The 18061-nt window shown below is 65.5% G+C and carries 15 protein-coding genes; 10 read left to right on the forward strand and 5 right to left on the reverse strand.

Features of this window, described 5'->3' with window-relative positions:
* Positions 1-102 precede the first annotated feature (102 nt).
* Together QOL62_RS07845 and QOL62_RS07850 are read left to right on the forward strand one after the other, a co-directional pair.
* Positions 103-2856: a [protein-PII] uridylyltransferase gene (locus QOL62_RS07845; protein ID WP_283405833.1), complete on the forward strand. Its 2754-nt coding sequence runs from the start codon at positions 103-105 to the stop codon at positions 2854-2856.
* Between the two features lie 51 nt (positions 2857-2907).
* Complete coding sequence (locus QOL62_RS07850; protein WP_283405834.1) at positions 2908-3687, forward strand: 3-hydroxybutyrate dehydrogenase; 780 nt, start codon at positions 2908-2910, stop codon at positions 3685-3687.
* Positions 3688-3740: 53 nt separating this feature from the next.
* Here QOL62_RS07850 and QOL62_RS07855 read toward each other — a convergent pair whose 3' ends face one another.
* Positions 3741-4769 (reverse strand): aspartate-semialdehyde dehydrogenase, encoded by a 1029-nt coding sequence (locus tag QOL62_RS07855; RefSeq protein WP_103729043.1) that lies wholly within the window; start codon positions 4767-4769, stop codon positions 3741-3743.
* Between QOL62_RS07855 and QOL62_RS07860 the strand changes: the two genes are divergently transcribed.
* On the forward strand, positions 4761-4997 hold the full coding sequence (locus tag QOL62_RS07860; RefSeq protein WP_283405835.1) for a hypothetical protein: 237 nt from the start codon (positions 4761-4763) through the stop codon (positions 4995-4997). The genes QOL62_RS07855 and QOL62_RS07860 overlap by 9 nt on opposite strands.
* A gap of 16 nt (positions 4998-5013) precedes the next feature.
* Here QOL62_RS07860 and gltX read toward each other — a convergent pair whose 3' ends face one another.
* Together gltX and QOL62_RS07870 are read right to left on the reverse strand one after the other, a co-directional pair.
* The gene (gltX, locus tag QOL62_RS07865; RefSeq protein ID WP_283405836.1) at positions 5014-6345 is read right to left on the reverse strand and encodes a glutamate--tRNA ligase; all 1332 of its coding nucleotides are present in this window, start codon (positions 6343-6345) and stop codon (positions 5014-5016) included.
* A gap of 207 nt (positions 6346-6552) precedes the next feature.
* Complete coding sequence (locus QOL62_RS07870; RefSeq protein ID WP_199183806.1) at positions 6553-6726, reverse strand: hypothetical protein; 174 nt, start codon at positions 6724-6726, stop codon at positions 6553-6555.
* Between the two features lie 168 nt (positions 6727-6894).
* Between QOL62_RS07870 and QOL62_RS07875 the strand changes: the two genes are divergently transcribed.
* The 6 genes from QOL62_RS07875 (at position 6895) to recQ (ending at position 15086) form a co-directional block, all read left to right on the forward strand.
* Complete coding sequence (locus QOL62_RS07875) at positions 6895-7893, forward strand: ArsR/SmtB family transcription factor (RefSeq protein ID WP_103729045.1); 999 nt, start codon at positions 6895-6897, stop codon at positions 7891-7893.
* Complete coding sequence (gene metF / locus QOL62_RS07880) at positions 7893-8798, forward strand: methylenetetrahydrofolate reductase [NAD(P)H] (RefSeq protein ID WP_283405837.1); 906 nt, start codon at positions 7893-7895, stop codon at positions 8796-8798. Before QOL62_RS07875 ends, metF begins: the two co-directional genes overlap by 1 nt.
* Positions 8795-9841, forward strand: a complete 1047-nt coding sequence (locus QOL62_RS07885) for a homocysteine S-methyltransferase family protein (RefSeq protein WP_283405838.1) — start codon at positions 8795-8797, stop codon at positions 9839-9841. Before metF ends, QOL62_RS07885 begins: the two co-directional genes overlap by 4 nt.
* 7 nt (positions 9842-9848) lie before the next feature.
* The gene (locus tag QOL62_RS07890) at positions 9849-10367 is read left to right on the forward strand and encodes a GNAT family N-acetyltransferase (RefSeq protein ID WP_283405839.1); all 519 of its coding nucleotides are present in this window, start codon (positions 9849-9851) and stop codon (positions 10365-10367) included.
* 21 nt (positions 10368-10388) lie between these two features.
* On the forward strand, positions 10389-13076 hold the full coding sequence (gene metH / locus QOL62_RS07895) for a methionine synthase (protein ID WP_283405840.1): 2688 nt from the start codon (positions 10389-10391) through the stop codon (positions 13074-13076).
* A gap of 135 nt (positions 13077-13211) precedes the next feature.
* Positions 13212-15086: a DNA helicase RecQ gene (gene recQ / locus QOL62_RS07900; RefSeq protein ID WP_283405841.1), complete on the forward strand. Its 1875-nt coding sequence runs from the start codon at positions 13212-13214 to the stop codon at positions 15084-15086.
* Here recQ and QOL62_RS07905 read toward each other — a convergent pair.
* Positions 15047-15376: a hypothetical protein gene (locus QOL62_RS07905; RefSeq protein ID WP_283405842.1), complete on the reverse strand. Its 330-nt coding sequence runs from the start codon at positions 15374-15376 to the stop codon at positions 15047-15049. The two genes, recQ and QOL62_RS07905, sit on opposite strands and share 40 nt — an antisense overlap.
* A 104-nt stretch (positions 15377-15480) precedes the next feature.
* On the reverse strand, positions 15481-16956 hold the full coding sequence (locus QOL62_RS07910; RefSeq protein ID WP_103729051.1) for a L,D-transpeptidase family protein: 1476 nt from the start codon (positions 16954-16956) through the stop codon (positions 15481-15483).
* Between the two features lie 185 nt (positions 16957-17141).
* On the opposite strand from QOL62_RS07910, the gene QOL62_RS07915 reads away from it, so the two are divergent.
* Positions 17142-18038, forward strand: coding sequence for a DMT family transporter (locus QOL62_RS07915; protein ID WP_283405843.1), 897 nt, complete (start codon positions 17142-17144; stop codon positions 18036-18038).
* Positions 18039-18061: the final 23 nt, after the last annotated feature.

Raw genomic sequence — 18061 nt, forward strand, 5'->3', positions numbered from 1 at the left:
TAGCCTGTCACGCGATGGTAGCCGCCAATTCATTTTCGTGCGCTACTGCGTACACTTGCCCCCGCTTCCCCTGGGCAACGCCAGTCACTAGATCAAGGCTCTATGCGCAGCGTCATTCGAATCCCCTCCCCCCGATCCGTCATCGACAGACGGGACCTCGTTTCCCGGATTGACGCGGTTGTGGCCGCGCAAGGCGCGGTGAAGGGCCGCAGGGCCATTGTGGAACTGCTGCGCGGTGCATTGGAAGACGGCCGGGAGGAAATCGCTCGCCGCCTGGTGGAAAAGCCCTCTGCCGGACACGAGGTCGCCGAGGCGCAGGCGTTCCTCACCGACCAGCTGATCCGTGTCGTTCATGATCACGTCGTCGCAAACGTCTATCCCGCCAGCAATAGGTCGAAGGGCGAGCGCCTGACGATCATGGCAGTCGGCGGGTATGGCCGCGGCGAAATGGCGCCGCACTCGGACGTGGACATCGCCTTTCTCACGCCAATCAAGCAGACCCCGTGGTGCGAGCAGGTCATCGAGGCGATGCTGTACTTCATGTGGGACCTGTCGCTGAAGGTCGGCCATTCCAGCCGCTCCATCGACGATATGGTTCGCATGTCGAAAGCGGATCTGACGATACGGACGGCGATGCTGGAAGGGCGCTACGTCTGGGGCGATCAGGAGCTCTACGAAGAGGTTCGCCAGCGCTTCTGGCGCGACGTCGTGTCAGGCACGGAGCGCCAGTTCGTGGTTGAGAAACTGGCCGAGCGCGAGGAGCGGCACAAGCGCATGGGCGACAGCCGCTACGTGGTCGAGCCCAATATCAAGGAAGGTAAGGGCGGGCTGCGCGACCTCCACACGCTCTACTGGATCGGCAAGTACATCCACAAGGTCCGCTCGCCCGCCGAGCTGGTGGACGTGGGCCTGCTGACCCAGCGGGAGTATCGCGCCTTCCGTCGGGCGGAGAACTTCTTCTGGGCCGTGCGCTGTCATCTGCACACCATCACCCGACGGGCCGAGGATCGCCTGACCTTCGACATGCAGCGCGAAGTCGCGGCCCGGATGAACTTCTCGGACCGGCCCGGCAAAAGCGCGGTCGAACGCTTCATGCAGATGTTCTTCCTTCAGGCGAAAGTCGTGGGCAACCTGACGGGAGTGTTCCTCGCCCAGCTCGACGAACAGTTCGCCAAGCGCCAGCCTCGCGGCCTGCTTGCCGGGTTCCGCGCGCGCGAACGCCTGCTGCGCGGCTACAAGGTCTTCGGCGGGCGGCTGCGGGCTCCTTCGGACGACTGGTTCGCGATGGATCCGGTGCGAATGATCGAGATCTTTGTCCTCGCCGAGCGGGAGGGGCTGGAGATCCATCCCGAGACGCTGCGCCTGATTTCCAGGGACGCCGCCCTGATCCGTGACGAGGTGCGCAACGACCGGCGCGCCAACGACCTGTTCATGGAGCTGCTGACCAGCCGCCGGAACCCGGAAGCGGCCTTGCGCAGCTTCAACGAAGCCGGCGTCTTCGGGCGCTTCGTCACCGAATTCGGCCGCGTTAACGCGCAGATGCAATTCGACATGTACCACCACTACACGGTGGACGAGCACACCATTCGGGCGATCGGCCTCCTGTCCCGCATCGAGAAAGGCGAGTTGATCGGCGATCATCCGCTCAGCCACGAGATCATCCACAAGATCCGCTCACGGCGCGCGCTTTACGTGGCCGTCCTGCTTCACGACATTGCGAAGGGGCGTCGCGGCGACCACTCGATCCTTGGCGCGGAGATCGCCCGGAAGCTGTGCCCCCGCTTCGGTCTCAACGAGGAAGAGACGGAGCTTGTCTCCTGGCTTGTACGCCAGCACCTGCTGCTCTCGGCCACCGCCTTCAAGCGCGACCTGTCGGACGCCAAGACGATCACGGACTTCGTGGAAGTGGTGCAGTCAGTGGACCGGCTGCGCCAGCTCACTGTGCTGACCATCGTCGATATCCGCGCAGTCGGCCCCGGCACCTGGAACTCCTGGAAGCGACAGCTGATCGCGTCGCTGTATGGCGCGGCGGAGGAGCGCCTGCGCCTCGGCCACGCGGAATTCGGGCGCCCGAGGCGGGTCGAGGCGAAGAAGATGACGGTGCAGGCGCTGGGCACGGAATACGCCGCGCTGATCGAACAGGTGGGCGGCACGTTCAACGACGCCTACTGGATCGCGGAGCCCGAGGATGTCATCGCACGCAACCTCGTGCAGCTCGCGGCGCTGGACGACCAGCCGCTCTCGATCGCAACCGAATACTACCCCGCGCGCGGTGCGACGCTGGTGACCGTGATCGCCTCCGACCATCCGGGGCTGTTCTATCGTATTGCTGGTGGCATCCATCTGGCCGGCGGCAACATCATCGATGCGCGCATTCACACGACCAAGTCCGGCCGCGCCGTCGACAACTTCCTTGTCCAGGATCCGCTCGGTCGCCCGTTCATGGAATATGCCCAGCTGCGACGGCTGGAACTGACGATCGAAAACGCGCTGGCGAACCGCATCAAGATCCTGCCGCAACTGGTCGCCAAGCCCGACGCGCGCCCCCGCGCCGACGCCTTCGACGTGCGCCCGCGGGTCCTGTTCGACAACAAGGCCTCGAACCGCTTCACCGTCATTGAAGTCAATGCCCGCGACCGTCCGGCCCTGCTCAACCGCCTCGCTCATGCCCTGTTCGAATCCAAGCTGATGGTTCACTCCGCCCACATCGCCACCTACGGCGAGCGGGCCGCAGACACCTTCTACGTGACGGATCTGCTGGGAGAGAAGGTCACCGCCCCCACTCGCATACGCATGATCGAGCGCCGCCTGCTTGAAGCGGCCAGCGAACCGTCGCTTGAAGGGGCGGCGGCCTGAATACGTTCCGGCGGACAGCCCGAGCCCCAGTTCCTCCAACGGAGAAGAAGCATGAAGCTTGAAGACAAGGTCTGCCTCGTTACCGGCGCGGCAAGCGGCATCGGCAAGGCCATCGCTGAGAGGTACGCCGCCGAAGGGGCGCGAGTGGCGATTGCCGATCTCCACGGGGACTCAGCGCAACGCGCGGCCGACGCGATCCGAGCTGCGGGCGGGAAGGCCATGGCCGTCGCGATGGATGTCACCAGCGAGGACCAGGTCAACGAAGGCGTCGCCCGGGTGGTGGAGGCCTGGAACACGGTGGACGTCCTCGTCTCGAATGCCGGCATCCAGATCGTCAATCCGGTCGAAAGCTTCTCCTACGCCGACTGGAAGAAGATGCTGGCGATCCACCTCGACGGCGCCTTTCTCACGTCCCGGGCCGTCCTCCCGCACATGTACGCGCAAGGGTCCGGCTCGATCGTCCTGATGGGTTCGGTCCACTCCAAGGAGGCGAGCCCCCTCAAAAGCGCTTACGTGACGGCCAAGCACGGGTTGCTCGGTTTGTCGCGCGCGATCGCCAAGGAAGGCGGCAAGAAAGGTGTTCGCACAAACGTGATCTGCCCCGGCTTCGTGCGCACGCCGCTGGTCGACAAGCAGATACCGGAGCAGGCAAAGGAACTGAACATCACCGAGGAAGACGTCGTGAAGCGCGTCATGCTCGGCCAGACCGTCGATGGCGAGTTCACCACGGTCGACGACATCGCCGAGGTGGCCCTGTTCTTCGCCAGCTTCCCGACAAACGCCCTCACCGGCCAGTCCCTGGTGGCGAGCCATGGCTGGTTCATGGAGTAAGCCGGGCTCATGAAAGAACGGCGCGCGCCCACCGGACGCGCGCCTTTATGCCGTCAGCCGATCAGCGCTTCGGCGATCTGAACCGCGTTCAGCGCGGCGCCCTTGCGCAGGTTGTCGTTCGACAGGAACAGCGCCAGGCCATTCTCCACGCCCGGATCGCGACGCACGCGGCCGACGAAGACCGGGTCCTTGCCCGTTGCGTCCAGCGGGTTGGGAACTTCCGTCACCACGACGCCGGGCGCCGCGGCCAGCAGTTCAAGTGCTCGCTCGACGCTGATCGGTCGCTCGAACTCGGCATTGATCGAAAGCGAGTGCCCGGTGAAGACCGGCACGCGCACGCAAGTACCGGACACCGGAAGCTCCGGGATCTCCAGGATCTTGCGGCTTTCGTCGCGCAGCTTGATCTCTTCCTCGGTATATCCATCCTCGGCGTAGACGTAGTTCAGCGGCACCACGTTGTGCGCCATCGGCACCGCCCACTTTTCCGCTTCCGGAAGCAGCGCCGCCGCATCACCGGCGGCCAGATCACGCGTGCGGTCACCCACGTGTTCGATCTGCCGGGCCAGCACGTCGATACCCTCAAGCCCGCCGCCCGACACCGCCTGGTAGGTGGAAACGATGAGGCGCTTCAGCCCGGCCTCGTCATGCAGCGGACGCAGCACCGGCATGGCGGCCATGGTCGTGCAGTTCGGGTTGGCGATGATGCGCCTGGGCAGGTCGGCCAGCGCGTGCGGGTTCACTTCGGCCACGACGAGCGGCACGTCCGGGTCGGAGCGGAAGGCGGAGGAATTGTCGATCACGATGGCACCGGCGGCTGCCGCCTTGGGCGCGATCGCCTTTGCAGTCGAACCGCCAGCGGAGAACAGCACCACGTCGAGACCGGCGTAGTCGGCTGTCGCGGCGTCCTCGACGACGACGCCGTCGATCTCCTTGCCGGCGGAGCGGGCGGAGGCGAAAAGGCGAAGCTGGCCGATCGGGAAGTTCCGCTCGGCAAGAATTTCGCGAATCATCGTGCCGACGAGGCCGGTCGCACCAACGACGCCGACGTTGAGCTTCTGACCGGGAGCGAACTTATGAACCATGACCTATGCGTCTCCTACTTCGGGGAGCAGCGCGAGGGTCTTTTTCTCGATCTTGAAGAGAACCCCGCCTGCCGGTGCGGGGTGAGTGTCCGTGTGTGCGTTCAGATCATGCACACCGTCGACACCCACCGCGCTGACGCGGCGGGTTTCGAGGTGGTAATAATGATCGGCGTGGCGAACATGTCAGCGCCATTAGCGGCAAGTACCCGCGCTGTAAACCGCCATTAAATTGCGCCGCCGAATCTCACGCCGCAGCGCGCAGGCGTTGAAGCGCCTCTTCGCGACCGATCAGGATCAGCATCGCGCTCATGTCAGGCCCGTGGTCCATGCCCGTAAGCGCCTGACGCAGCGGCAGGAACAGCGCCTTGCCCTTGCGCCCGGTCCGGTCCTTGAGGGTGCCGGTCAGTGCCTTCCAGACGCCATCGTCCCAGCCTAGACCGGCCAGTGCCTCGGCTGCCTGCGCGCAGAACGCACGATCCTCGTCCCCGAAGGGGGGAGCGGCGACGGGCCCGGTTACCACGGCCCACCAGTCACCGGCATCAGCCACACGGCCGAGGTTAGGGCGAATGGCGTCCCATGCAGCCGCATCCATTCCCTCGGGCAGGCGGCTCGCAACGGCGCTGAACGGAAGGCCATGCACGACCGCAGCGTTCACACGCTCCAGTTCGGCTTCGTCGAAGCGGGCGGGAGCCCGGCCGAAGCGCGAGAGGTCGAAAGCGGCGGCCAACTCGTTCAGGCCCAGCGCCGGATCGACCGGATCGCTTGTGCCAAGCCGCCCCAGGAGCGCCACCAGGGCAGCAGGCTCGATCCCCGCGTCGCGGAAATGCGCCGCGCCCAGCGATCCCAGCCGCTTGGAAAGCTTGCCCTCGGTTCCAACCAGAAGCGCTTCGTGTGCGAAGTCCGGCACCTTGGCGTCAAGGGCGGTAAACATCTGGACCTGTGCCGCGGTGTTGGAGACGTGATCCTCGCCGCGAAGAATGTGCGTCACGCCCATTGCCACGTCATCTATCACGGAAGGCAGCATGTAGAGCCACGAACCGTCGGCGCGTCGCACGACAGGGTCGCTCATTTGTGCGGCATCGAACTTCTGCACACCGCGAATGCCATCGTTCCACTCGATGACTTCGTCATGGTCGAGCAGGAAGCGCCAGTGGGGCAACTCCCCCGCCGCCATCTTCGCGGCCTTTTCTTCCGATGTCAGCTTGAGCGCGGCGCGATCGTAGATCGGCGGCAGACCGCGCCCCAGCAGGACCTTACGACGCAGTTCCAGCTCATGCGGCGTTTCCCAGCACGGATAGACCCGTCCTGCGGCCTCCAGCCGGGCAAAGGCTTCCTCGTAGATGGCGAAACGCTGCGACTGCCGCTCCTCGCCTTCCGGTTCGAGGCCCAGCCAGGCCAGATCGGCGCGGATCGCGTCCACATAGTCTTCGCGGGAACGTGCGGCATCTGTGTCGTCGATGCGCAGGAGAAAGCGCCCGCCCGCCTGCTTTGCCAGCAGGTAGTTGTGCAAAGCGGTGCGGATATTGCCCACGTGCAGGTGGCCGGTGGGCGAAGGAGCAAAGCGCGTTACGGTCATGCCGGTGCGATTAGGAGCCCCTGCGCGGCAGGTCAATTTCGCCACGCTGCCGGGCCGATCACCGTGCCCTGCAGATACAAAAAACCCTCCCGGTCGGGAGGGTTTTCTGTCCGTCGTCGAACGGTCTTTCCATCATTCCGGTGTGGACCCGGACCGGAAAGCGGCGGGGACCGGCACGCCGAAGCAAGTGCCGAGTCCCCACGCCGATTACATCGCCTCGGTCGCAGCCTCGGTCGGCACGTCGGTGGCGTCACCGGTCATCAGCTCCTCGGGAGCCGTCTCAACCGAATCGGTGGTTGCTTCGGTGGTGGGCTCACCGCCGCAAGCAGCGAGCGACAGAGCGGCAACCGACGCGAACGCGGCGAAAGCAATCTTCTTCATGCGAATCCCCTTGCATTGTTTGGCGCACAGGCCAACGCTTGCAGGCAAGCCTGCTGCGCCATTCTTTAGACGAGACAATGGTGCAACGCAAATAGGAATAAAACACACGCGAATCCGCGGATTTCCTAAGGGTTGCGCACATATAAAGATATCTTTATATGATTGCCGATGCGGATCGACCCCCTCCTGAGAGCTCTTTCTGAGCCGACGCGCCTGCGCATCATGCGTCTGCTGGCGCACATGGAACTCGCGGTCGGAGAGCTTGCGCAGGTACTCGGACAGAGCCAGCCGCGTGTCTCGCGGCACATCCGGATCCTGTGCGATGCAGGGCTGGCGGAGAGACGCAAGGAAGGGAGCTGGGTCTTCCTTCGCAGCGCCGTGAGCGAAAGCGACGTTCCCTCGATGGGCAGCGCGGCAGCCCAGCTGCTCGCGCTCGCCGAGCGGGACGACACGCAGTTTGCCGCACGATGCACAGAGGACCGCCGCCATCTGGCGGCGATCCGCGCCGGCCGGGAGGCAAGCGCGCAGGCCTATTTTGCGCGTCATGCGGCGGAATGGGACACCCTGCGGCGGCTCCACGGCGCGGACGAGCCGGTCGAGGACGCCCTCCTTTCGGCTCTCGAGGGCGAATCCCTCGGCGGACTTCTGGATGTCGGCACCGGCACCGGTCGCATGGCGCAGCTTTTGTCCGCGCGCGCAGGTCGCGTTACCGCGCTCGACAAGAGCCCCGAGATGCTGCGCATCGCCCGGGCACGGCTTCAGGACCTTCCGGCGGAGAAGGTGGACCTGGTGCAGGGGGACTTCACCGCCCTTCCCTTTTCGGAGGATGCGTTCGACACGGTGCTGTTTCATCAGGTGCTGCACTACGCCCAGGATCCCGGCATCGTGCTTGGCGAGGCCGCGCGCGTGCTGCGCCCCGGCGGCCGCATCGCCATCGTCGACCTTGCCGCGCATGACCGGGAGGAGTTACGCGAACGGCACGCTCATGCGCGCCTTGGTTTCTCGGACGAGCAGATGCTGGCTCACCTTGTTGCCGCCGGCCTCACCCCCACCTCACCCGTCGCCCTGCCCGGCAGCCCCCTGACCGTTAAGATCTGGACTGCCCGGCGCGATGGTGTAACCGCCCGCCCCGTCGCGACCGCCGACGAGAACCGAAAGACACTCTGATGACTGCTGCTCAACGACCGGCCGAGGCGCCCCTTTTTGCAGGCCTACCGGGAGACATTTCCGTCTCCTTCGAGTTCTTTCCGCCCAAGTCGGAGAAGATGGAGGAGCAGCTCTGGCAGGCCATCACCCAGCTGGCGCCGCTTCAGCCCAGCTTCGTTTCAGTGACGTACGGCGCCGGTGGTTCCACGCGTGAACGGACCCACGCGACGGTGGCGCGGATCGTAAAGGACACCGCGCTCGTCCCCGCCGCCCACCTCACCTGCGTCGCGGCGAGCAAGGACGAGATCGCGGAAGTCGTGGACCAATACTGGGACGCAGGGGTGCGGCACATCGTTGCCCTGCGCGGCGATCCGCCGCCGACCGATGGCGGCCGCTTCGTACCGCATCCGCAAGGCTACGCCAGCGCCGCCGAACTGGTGGCGGGCATCAAGGCCCGGCATGACATCGACATATCCGTCGCCGCTTACCCCGAGACGCACCCCGAGGCGGTGAGCGCGCAGCTTGATCTGGACAATCTGAAGCGCAAGCTCGATGCCGGCGCCAACCGCGCGATCACGCAGTTCTTCTTCTCCACCGATGCGTACTTCCGGTTCCTCGACAAAGCGCTCGCCGCAGGAATCACCGCGCCGGTTCTGCCGGGAATCATGCCGGTCACCAGCTTCTCGGCCATCCGACGGATGAGCGGCAACACCGAGATTCCCGGCTGGCTGGAAACGATGTTCGACGGACTGGACGAGCGCCCCGGCCCTCGCGCACTCGTCGCGGCCGTTGCCGCCGCGGACCTGTGCAAGCGCCTCTACGAGGGCGGCGTACGCGACTTCCACTTCTACACCCTCAACCGCGCCGAGCAGGCCTACGCGATCTGCCAGCTTCTCGGCCTGCGTCCCAAGGAGCCTTGCGCATGAGCGCACGTGACACCTTCCTCGCCGAAGCGGCCAAGCGAATCCTCATCACCGATGGCGCGTTCGGCACCGAGATCCAGAACTGGAAGCTTTCGGAGGCCGACTACGCCGGTGATCTCGGCCTCACTCACGAGCAGAAGGGCAACAACGACATCCTCGCGCTGACCAAGCCCGAAGTGCCGGAAGCCATTCACCGCGCCTACTTCGAGGCGGGCGCCGACATCGCGGAAACCAACACTTTCTCCGCGAACCGCATCAGCCAGGCCGATTATGGAGCCGAGCATCTCGTCCGCGAGATCAACATGGAATCCGCCCGGCTGGCCCGCCGCCTTGCTGACGAATTTCAGGCGAAGGACGGCCGCCCGCGCTTTGTGGCCGGCGCGATCGGCCCCACCAACAAGACGCTCTCCCTCAGCCCCGACGTGAACGATCCGGGCTATCGCGAGATAGACTGGGACACGCTGGTCGACGTCTACAAGGAACAGGCTGCCGCGCTCGTCGAGGGCGGGGCGGACTTCATCCTGATCGAGACCGTGTTCGACACGCTCAACGCCAAGGCCGGGATCATGGCCGTGCGCCATCTGGAAAAGGACCTCGGCCGCGAAGTGCCGATCATGCTCTCGATGACGCTGACCGATCTGTCCGGGCGCAATCTCTCCGGCCACACAGTCGAGGCGTTCTGGCATGCCGTCCGCCATGCGCGTCCGATCACGATCGGGCTGAACTGTTCTTTCGGCGCCACGCAGCTTCGCCCTCACGTGAAGACGCTGTCGGAGATCGCCGACACGCTGATCATGATCTATCCGAACGCAGGGCTTCCAAACGAGCTTGGCGCCTACGACGAGATGCCGGATACGACGGCTGGTTTCGTCGGCGAGTGGGCGGTCGCGGGGCAGGTCAATGTGCTGGGCGGTTGCTGCGGCTCAACCCCGGCGCACATCGCGGCCATTGCGCGGAAAGTGGCGGGCATGGCGCCCCGCCCGATCCCCAACCTCAGGCCGGTGACGCGACTTGCCGGGCTTGAACCCTTCACGATGGCGGCCTGAGGTTCTCGTGAACGAGATACCCATCTGGCGCATTCGCCCTGCCGGGCCTGCCGATGCCGATGCGCTTGCGCTTGTCGGCGCGGCGACCTTCCTCGAAAGTTTCGCGGGGATGATCGACGGCGCGGCCATTATCGCGCATTGCCTGAAGCAGCACTGCGCCAAGGCCTATCTCGACTACTTTTCAAAAGGCGCGAAAGCCTGGCTTGCCGAGATCGAACCCGGCGGCGCGCCGGTCGGCTACGCCCTCATGTGCGAACCTGAGATCGACCACGCCACCGAAGGCGACGTCGAGCTCAAGCGCATCTATCTGCTGTCCCGCTTTCAGGGTTCGATGATCGCCAGCGCTCTCATGCAGGCTGTCGTGACCGAGGCGAAGGGGCACGCCCGGCTGCTGCTCGGCGTCAAGGACGACAATCACCGCGCCATCTCCTTCTATGCCAAGCACAGGTTCGAGACCGTCGGCACCCGCCGGTTCGACGTGGGCGGCAAGACCTATGACGACTTCGTGCTCGCCCGCACTCTCTGATCCGAAGAGAATACAAAACAGATGACCGTCTCCCATTCCGGCTCCCGCTTCGTCAACATCGGCGAGCGCACCAACGTCACCGGCTCCGCCAGGTTCAAGAAGCTGATCATGGCGGGCGACTACCCTGCCGCCGTCGAAGTGGCGCGCCAGCAGGTCGAGAACGGTGCGCAGGTCATCGACGTCAACATGGACGAAGGCCTGCTCGACGCGGTTGAGGCCATGACCACGTACCTGAAGCTGCTCGCGGCCGAACCGGACATCGCCCGCGTGCCGGTGATGGTCGACAGCTCCAAGTGGGAGGTGATCGAGGCGGGCCTCAAGTGCGTGTCGGGCAAGCCGATCGTCAACTCGATCTCCATGAAGGAAGGCGAGGCGCAGTTCCTTCAACAGGCCCGCCTCTGCATGGATTACGGCGCCGCCGTCGTCGTCATGGCCTTCGACGAGACCGGTCAGGCGGACACCCGTGAACGCAAGATCGAGATCTGCACCCGCGCCTACAAGCTGCTGACCGGGATCGGCTTCCCGCCCGAGGACATCATCTTCGACCCCAACGTCTTCGCGGTCGCCACCGGCATCGAGGAGCACGACCGCTATGGCCTCGACTTCATCGAGGCCGTAGTGGAAATCCGCAAGGCGTGCCCGCACGTCCATTTCTCGGGCGGCCTGTCCAATCTCTCGTTCAGTTTCCGCGGCAACGAGACGGTGCGCCGCGCGATGCACTCCGTCTTCCTCTACCACGCGATCCCGGCCGGCCTCGATATGGCCATCGTGAACGCGGGCCAGCTCGATGTCTACGACCAGATCGACCCGGCCCTGCGCGAGGCCTGCGAAGACGTCATCATGATGCGGCGCCCGGGCGTCGGTGAAGACGGCAAGACCTCGACAGAGCGCCTCATCGAACTGGCGGAAAGCTATAAGGGGAAGGACAAGGCGGAAGAAAAGGCCGCCGAGGAATGGCGCGGCTGGGATGTCACCAAACGGCTGGAGCACGCCCTCGTCAAAGGCATCGACGCCTACGTCGTCGAGGACACGGAAGAAGCGCGTGCTGCGGTCGCGGCGCGTGGCGGGCGCCCGATTGAAGTGATCGAAGGGCCGTTGATGGGCGGCATGAATGTCGTCGGCGATCTCTTCGGCAGCGGCAAGATGTTCCTGCCGCAGGTCGTGAAGTCGGCTCGCGTCATGAAGAAGGCGGTCGCGCACCTGATCCCCTTTATCGAGGCGGAGAAGGACGCCGGCACCAAAGCCAAGGGCCGGATCATCATGGCCACCGTGAAGGGCGACGTCCACGATATCGGCAAGAACATCGTCGGCGTGGTGCTGCAGTGCAACGGCTACGAAGTGATCGATCTGGGCGTCATGGTCCCCTGGACCAAGATCCTCGAAGCCGCGCAGGAGCATGAGGCGGATATCATCGGGCTTTCCGGTCTGATCACGCCCTCACTCGACGAGATGGTGACCGTGGCCGAGGAGATGCAGCGCGCCGGGATGACCATCCCGCTGATGATTGGCGGCGCGACCACGTCGAAGGTACACACCGCGCTGCGCATCGATCCCGCTTACGAAGGCCCTGTGATCCACGTGCTCGACGCCAGCCGCGCGGTCGGCGTCGCCTCACAGCTTCTGTCGGATACGCAGGCGGAAGGCTTCAAGTCCTCGGTCGCGCTGGAGTACGCCAAGGTCCGTGAAGCGCGCGAAGGCAAGGGCCAGAGCGACCTGCTGCCGCTGGCGGAAGCGCGCGCCAACGCGTTCCCGACGGACTTCTCGCAGAAGCCGCCCGCACCGGTCGCACCGGGGCTGCACGTCTTCGACGATTGGGACCTGCGCGAGCTGGTGGAAACGTTCGACTGGACGCCGTTCTTCCGCGCGTGGGAACTGGCGGGCAACTACCCGGCGATCCTGACAGACGACGTGGTCGGCGAAAGCGCCAGCAGTCTCTTCGCCGATGCGCAGGCCATGCTTGCCTGCATCATCGACGAGAAGTGGCTGACCGCGAGGGGCGTCTGCGCCTTCTGGCCGGCGGCACGCGACGGCGACGACGTCGTGGTCAGCACCGGCTCGCTTGATCCGCAGGTGATCTACGACGCGGTCGAGCTCGGGATTGCCGAAGGGCCGGACTTCATCCGCCTTCCGTTCCTTCGCCAGCAGTTCAAGAAGTCGCGCGGACGGGCAAACTTCTGCCTGTCGGACTTCATTGACGCCAGGGGCGACTGGCTGGGCGGCTTCGCCGTCGCCATTCACGGCATCGAGCCGCATCTGGAGCGTTTCAAGGCCGCGCATGACGATTATTCGGACATCCTCCTCAAGGCCCTCGCGGACCGCTTCGCCGAAGCCTTCGCCGAGCGCCTGCACAGCCATGTTCGCACGACCCTGTGGGGCTACGCACCGGACGAACAGTTCACCAACGAGGCGCTCATCCGCGAGGAGTACAGGGGCATTCGTCCGGCGCCCGGCTACCCGGCCTGCCCGGACCACTCGCTGAAGCCGATCCTGTTCGATCTGCTCAAGGCCCAGGACAATGCGGGCATCGTTCTGACCGAAAGCCAGGCCATGCTGCCCACGGCGGCCGTTTCGGGCTTCTACTTCGCGCACCCCGAAAGCCAGTACTTCGGTGTGGCCCGCATCGGCCGTGATCAGCTGGAGGACTACGCAGCCCGCCGGGACGTGGACCTGCAGACCGCCGAACGCTGGCTGCGCCCCAACCTCGACTGAGCCCCGGCCACCTGCCGCCGAAAGGCGGCGCGTGGCCGTTTTTGATCGAAAGCGCAGCCCGCGACGGCATCAAAATGGCGGAAAGTCCCGCTTCCACGGTTTCCACCTCGGGCGCAGGTCTGCCATAACGCAGCCGTGAACGAAGACGACTGGCCTTTCGAGACGACCTTCTACGGTGAACCCGATGCCGACATGCTGGACATCCACGGTCCTGATGTCGACTGGAGCCCATCGCCCCCGCCTGCGCCGGATGCGGTAGCCAAAGCCCTCCACGACGTCTTCGGCTTCTCAGGCTTCCGGGGGGTGCAGCAGCAGGTGGTGGACCGCGTCCTCCACGGGCGTTCCACCCTGGCGATCATGCCTACGGGCGCGGGCAAATCGTTGACGTACCAGCTCCCGGCGGTGCTTCTTCAGGGCACATGCGTGGTCGTCTCGCCCCTCATCGCACTGATGCACGACCAGTTGCGCTCGGCCCGGGCGAACGGCATCCGCGCCGCCACCCTCACCAGCGCCGACACCGATCGCGGGCAGACGATGGACGCCTTCCGCGCGGGGGAGCTGGACCTGCTGTACATCGCGCCGGAACGGGCCAGCCAGCCGCACTTCCGCGAGCTGCTGTCGTCCGCCCGGGTCGGCCTTTTCGCCATTGATGAGGCGCACTGCGTTTCGGAATGGGGCCACGACTTCCGCCCCGATTACCGGCTGCTTCGCCCCCTGCTGGACGCCTTCCCCAACGTCCCGCGCCTGGCGCTGACGGCGACGGCGGACCATCATACCCGCAGCGACATCCTTGCCCAGCTCGGCATACCGGAAGAAGGCCTGATCGTCGCCGGCTTCGACCGGCCGAACATCCGCTACGCCATTCGCCCGCGTGAAAACGCGATGCGGCAGCTGAAAGCCATCGTCGAGGAGAACCCCGGTCCCGGCATTGTCTACGCGCCGACGCGCGCACGCGTGGAGCAGCTGGCGGAAAGCCTCGCCTCGGCCACCGGTCGCCGGGTGCTGCCTTATCACGCCGGGCTGGATCCCGATGTCCGTGCCCGCAACCAGGCCGCATTCGTGGCCAGCGAGGACATGGTGATGGTGGCGACCGTCGCGTTCGGCATGGGCATCGACAAGCCCGACGTCCGCTTCGTGGCTCATGCCGGCATCCCCAAGTCCATCGAGGCCTATTACCAGGAAACCGGACGTGCGGGTCGCGATGGCGATCCGTCGGTCGCCGTCATGCTCTGGGGCGCAGAGGACTTTGCCCGCGCCCGCCAGCGCCTTTCGGAGATCGAGCCTCACCGGCAGCAGAGCGAGCGACAGCGGCTGGATGCCCTTGCGGGGCTTGTCGAAACGGCAGATTGCCGCCGCGCCGTCCTGCTCCGCCATTTCGGAGAGGACCCGCCGCACAATTGCGGCAACTGCGACAACTGCCTTGAACCCGTGGGCGTCGTCGATGTCACGGATCTGGCGCGCAAGCTGCTGTCCGCCGTCTACCGGACCGGACAGTCCTACGGCCTTGGGCATCTGGAGAAGGTTCTGGCCGGCGTGGCGGACGACCGTGTGCTGCAGCGCGGGCATGATCAGCTGTCCGTGTTCGGCATACTCACGGACGACGAGAAGCCGCTGCTCAAGCCGCTCGCCCGGGCGCTCCAGGCGCGGGGCAGCCTGACTGCTACGGAACACGGCGGGCTGGCTCTCGGCGGCGATGCGCGGGCGATCCTCAAGGGCGATGCGGCCGTGGCGATCGTCGTTCCGCCCAAGCCCGAGCGCAAACGGCGTTCACGCGGGGATACGGCCAATCCAGTCGGCGATCCGCTGTTCGAGGCTCTACGCGATCTGCGCCGTGAACTGGCGCAGGAAGCGGGTGTCCCGCCTTACGTGGTGTTCCACGATTCCACCCTCCGCGAAATGGCCGCCGCACGCCCCGGCTCGCTGGCCGAACTGGGCAGCATCGGCGGGATCGGCGCCCGCAAGCTCGAGGCTTATGGCGACGCCTTTCTCGAGGTCATCCGCCGGCACTGACCGGCAGGGTCAGTCCGCCGTTTCGTTTCCGCCGCCGAACGTGACCGGAATGGCAGTTCGGGCGAAGCGATGCGCGATTCCGCTCCGTTCTCATGGATCAGCACGACGCGCCCCACGCCGGGTGTCGCCACCACGGCGGTGACGCTATCGACCCATTCATGCAGAAGCGTCCGTGCCCGGGCCAACGCAGCAGCTTCCCGCGTCATCGTGCCTGAGGCTTCCAGTTCGGCCTCAAGGTCGAGGATGCGCGTCGTCGCTTCGTCAATGCGGTCAGCGCTCTTTTCGGTCATCGCGGGTCTCCTTGCCTTTGGGCGACTTGGAGACCCGGAGCCTGCCCCGCAAGAGCGATCCCGCCTAGATCGCCCGCGCGGTTACATCGAGGCCGTCAGCCGGATCAGAGTGGGTTGTCCAGCTCGATAATCGCCTCGTCGCTGGTGCGTTGCGTCGTCTTCAGCTGGCGGGCGGCCTTGAAGCTGGCGAGCACCGGGGCATCGCGCTCGTAGATGTCGTTGAAGGCCTTGAGCGTGCCGTCGATCGAACGGGCGAAGGTGAAGTACGTGAGATAGACCGGGAACGTCCGCGTCATCTCAACCTTCTTGTACTTGCCGGCGCGCGAAAGCTCCGCCGCTTCGGCGGCCGGCATCTGGGCGCCGAGAATCGCCATGGTCATGCCCAGCTCCACCGCACGCTCGGTGCGAATGCAGCCGTGACTGAACGCACGAACTTCTGCGTCGAAGTACGACTTGGCTGGCGTGTCATGCAGGTAGATCGCATGCGGATTGGGCATGTCGATCTTCATCAGCCCCAGCGCGTTGTTCGGCCCCGGCTGTTGCACCACCGTAATCACGCCGTCGGCGTTCTTGTAGCCCTTGTAGCCGTTGTTCGCGGCCCAGCGGGGATTGTTGAGAACCTTGGCCCCCAGCCCTTCGCCCTTCACGATGGACTGCGGGACCGTCCAGGTGGGATTGAAGACCACTGCGCTGACGGTTTCCGCCAGCTGGGGCGTTGCGGTGCGGCCAGGCTTGCCCACCACCGTCTTGTAGGTGCGCAGGATCTTGTCCTTCACCACCAGACGCAGCTGGAATTCCGGCACGTTGGTCATGAGGTAGACGGTACCCAGGTCACGAGCGAGCCACCGCCAGCGATCCATGTTCGCCTGGATCAGCGCACGGCGCTCCTTCTGAGCGGCGGGTGTCGCGTTCAGCGCGTCCTTGAGAGCGGCGTAGTCCGGGTTTGTCGGCGCGAGCCGGGCGACGACACCGGAGACGTCATGCTCCGACAGGGCCTGTGCCATCACCTGCTGGGTAGGCATGGTGTCCTGGTCCGGATCGACGGCAAACCACTGGACGCGCGCGGTCATGGGGGTGCGCCCGTCGCGCAGATCCTCGATCAGCCAACCGAAGACGCGGCTCGCCAGGGCGTCCAGTTCATCGCTTTCACCGCGTGCGATCGCGGCCTTGAGAGCGGCGGGCTGGTAGTCCGCCGGAACAAGGCCTTCCTTGCCGATGTACTCGATCGTCTTGAGCAGGGCCTGCGCATCCGAAAGGGTCCAGGGCATCACCGGCTCTGCCAGCGTGACCTCCTGGACGACAGGTCCAGAGCCGGCTGGGGCCGGCAGGCCGGGAGCGGGCGCGTTGACGGTACCGCCCGTTCCGGTACGCCCGGTGCCCTGCGCCGGAGCGGTCGCCGGAGCCGTCGGCACGGACTTGGGCGCTGCTGTCGCGGCAGGCTGCGGGGTCGCGGCGGCGGCCGGAAGCAGATCCTCGGGCAACTGGTTCCTGCCCTTCTGCGCCTGTGCGGCCTGCGCACTCAATGCGAGCAACGCCAACGTCGATGCGACGCCGGAACCAAACCGCTTGAAACTCACCATATTGCCTTGAAACCTGCCCGACTGGAGACCCTGGGAGCCTGATGGAAGAAGAAAGCGCGCCTGCAACGAAAGTTGCCATGCGGGCCGTTCCCGATGTGCCCCTATACGCCTCTTTCTTCAACCATGCGACCTGTCGCTGCGATGAATTGCTTGCGCACAACCTTGCGTCGGGCGACAGGCGAGGCATGGTCGCTTTCCAGCCCCGCCCCGCTGCGCCGCTTGCGCCCGTGCTGGCCGTCGTGGCGGGGATTGCCGCCTTCAGCGTCATGGACGCGGCGATGAAGGCCGCGTCCCTGATGGCCGGCGTGGGAACGGCACTGCTCGTGCGCAACCTCATGGCCACCTTGCTGACCCTGCCGCTCTGGCTGGCGAAGGGGCGTCCGGTGCCCACCCGCAAGGTCGCGCTGCTGCACGTCCAGCGCTCCTGCGTGACCGCTGCGATGGCGGCTCTCTTCTTCCACGGCCTCGTTCGCATTCCGATGGCGGAAGGCATGGCTATTTCCTTCTTCGCCCCGATCATCGCGCTCTGGTTCGCCGCGCTTCTGCTTGGCGAGACCATCCGGCCCAACGCCGTCCTTGCCGCCCTGCTGGGACTTGCCGGAATGATCGTCATCGCTGCGGATCGACTCGGAGCAGGCGAATATGGCCCCGATGCGGTGGAGGGCACGATCGCCATCCTGCTGTCGGCCGTGCTCTACGCGCTCAACCTTGTCATGCAGCGCAAGCAGGCCATGCTGGCGGGGCCGGTGGAGATTGCCCTGTTCCAGAACATGAACGTGGCGCTGCTGCTGCTGGCCTTCTCCCCCTTCTACTGGACCATGCCCGATGCCACGAGCCTTGCCTGGGCGGGGCTGGGCGCGGTGCTCGCGACGGCGGCTCTTCTTTTCCTTTCATGGGGCTATGCTCGGGCCGAAGCGCAGGTTCTGGTCCCTCTGGAATATACAGGCTTTCTGTGGGCTGCGCTGATGGGCTGGCTTATCTTCGGCGAACAGCTCGGGATGGGCGTGCTGGCCGGAGCGGGCCTTATCGTCCTCGGTTGCCTGATCGGCACGCGCGGGACACAAAAGGACACCTTGGGGTAACCGCTCTACCCCTTGACGTTGGT

The organism is Novosphingobium panipatense (assembly GCF_900182875.1).
GTDB classification, from domain to species: Bacteria; Pseudomonadota; Alphaproteobacteria; order Sphingomonadales; family Sphingomonadaceae; genus Novosphingobium; species Novosphingobium panipatense.

Bases quoted from the DNA above. Each gene is read 5' to 3' on its own strand.
- QOL62_RS07850 (WP_283405834.1), top strand. From the start codon at position 2,908: ATGAAGCTTGAAGACAAGGTCTGCCTCGTTACCGGCGCGGCAAGCGGC.
- QOL62_RS07915 (WP_283405843.1), top strand. From the start codon at position 17,142: ATGGTCGCTTTCCAGCCCCGCCCCGCTGCGCCGCTTGCGCCCGTGCTG.
- QOL62_RS07905 (WP_283405842.1), bottom strand. From the start codon at position 15,376: ATGACCGAAAAGAGCGCTGACCGCATTGACGAAGCGACGACGCGCATC.
- metH (WP_283405840.1), top strand. From the start codon at position 10,389: ATGACCGTCTCCCATTCCGGCTCCCGCTTCGTCAACATCGGCGAGCGC.
- gltX (WP_283405836.1), bottom strand. From the start codon at position 6,345: ATGACCGTAACGCGCTTTGCTCCTTCGCCCACCGGCCACCTGCACGTG.
- QOL62_RS07885 (WP_283405838.1), top strand. From the start codon at position 8,795: ATGAGCGCACGTGACACCTTCCTCGCCGAAGCGGCCAAGCGAATCCTC.
- QOL62_RS07845 (WP_283405833.1), top strand. From the start codon at position 103: ATGCGCAGCGTCATTCGAATCCCCTCCCCCCGATCCGTCATCGACAGA.
- QOL62_RS07855 (WP_103729043.1), bottom strand. From the start codon at position 4,769: ATGGTTCATAAGTTCGCTCCCGGTCAGAAGCTCAACGTCGGCGTCGTT.
- QOL62_RS07860 (WP_283405835.1), top strand. From the start codon at position 4,761: ATGAACCATGACCTATGCGTCTCCTACTTCGGGGAGCAGCGCGAGGGT.
- metF (WP_283405837.1), top strand. From the start codon at position 7,893: ATGACTGCTGCTCAACGACCGGCCGAGGCGCCCCTTTTTGCAGGCCTA.
- QOL62_RS07910 (WP_103729051.1), bottom strand. From the start codon at position 16,956: ATGGTGAGTTTCAAGCGGTTTGGTTCCGGCGTCGCATCGACGTTGGCG.
- QOL62_RS07875 (WP_103729045.1), top strand. From the start codon at position 6,895: ATGCGGATCGACCCCCTCCTGAGAGCTCTTTCTGAGCCGACGCGCCTG.
- QOL62_RS07870 (WP_199183806.1), bottom strand. From the start codon at position 6,726: ATGAAGAAGATTGCTTTCGCCGCGTTCGCGTCGGTTGCCGCTCTGTCG.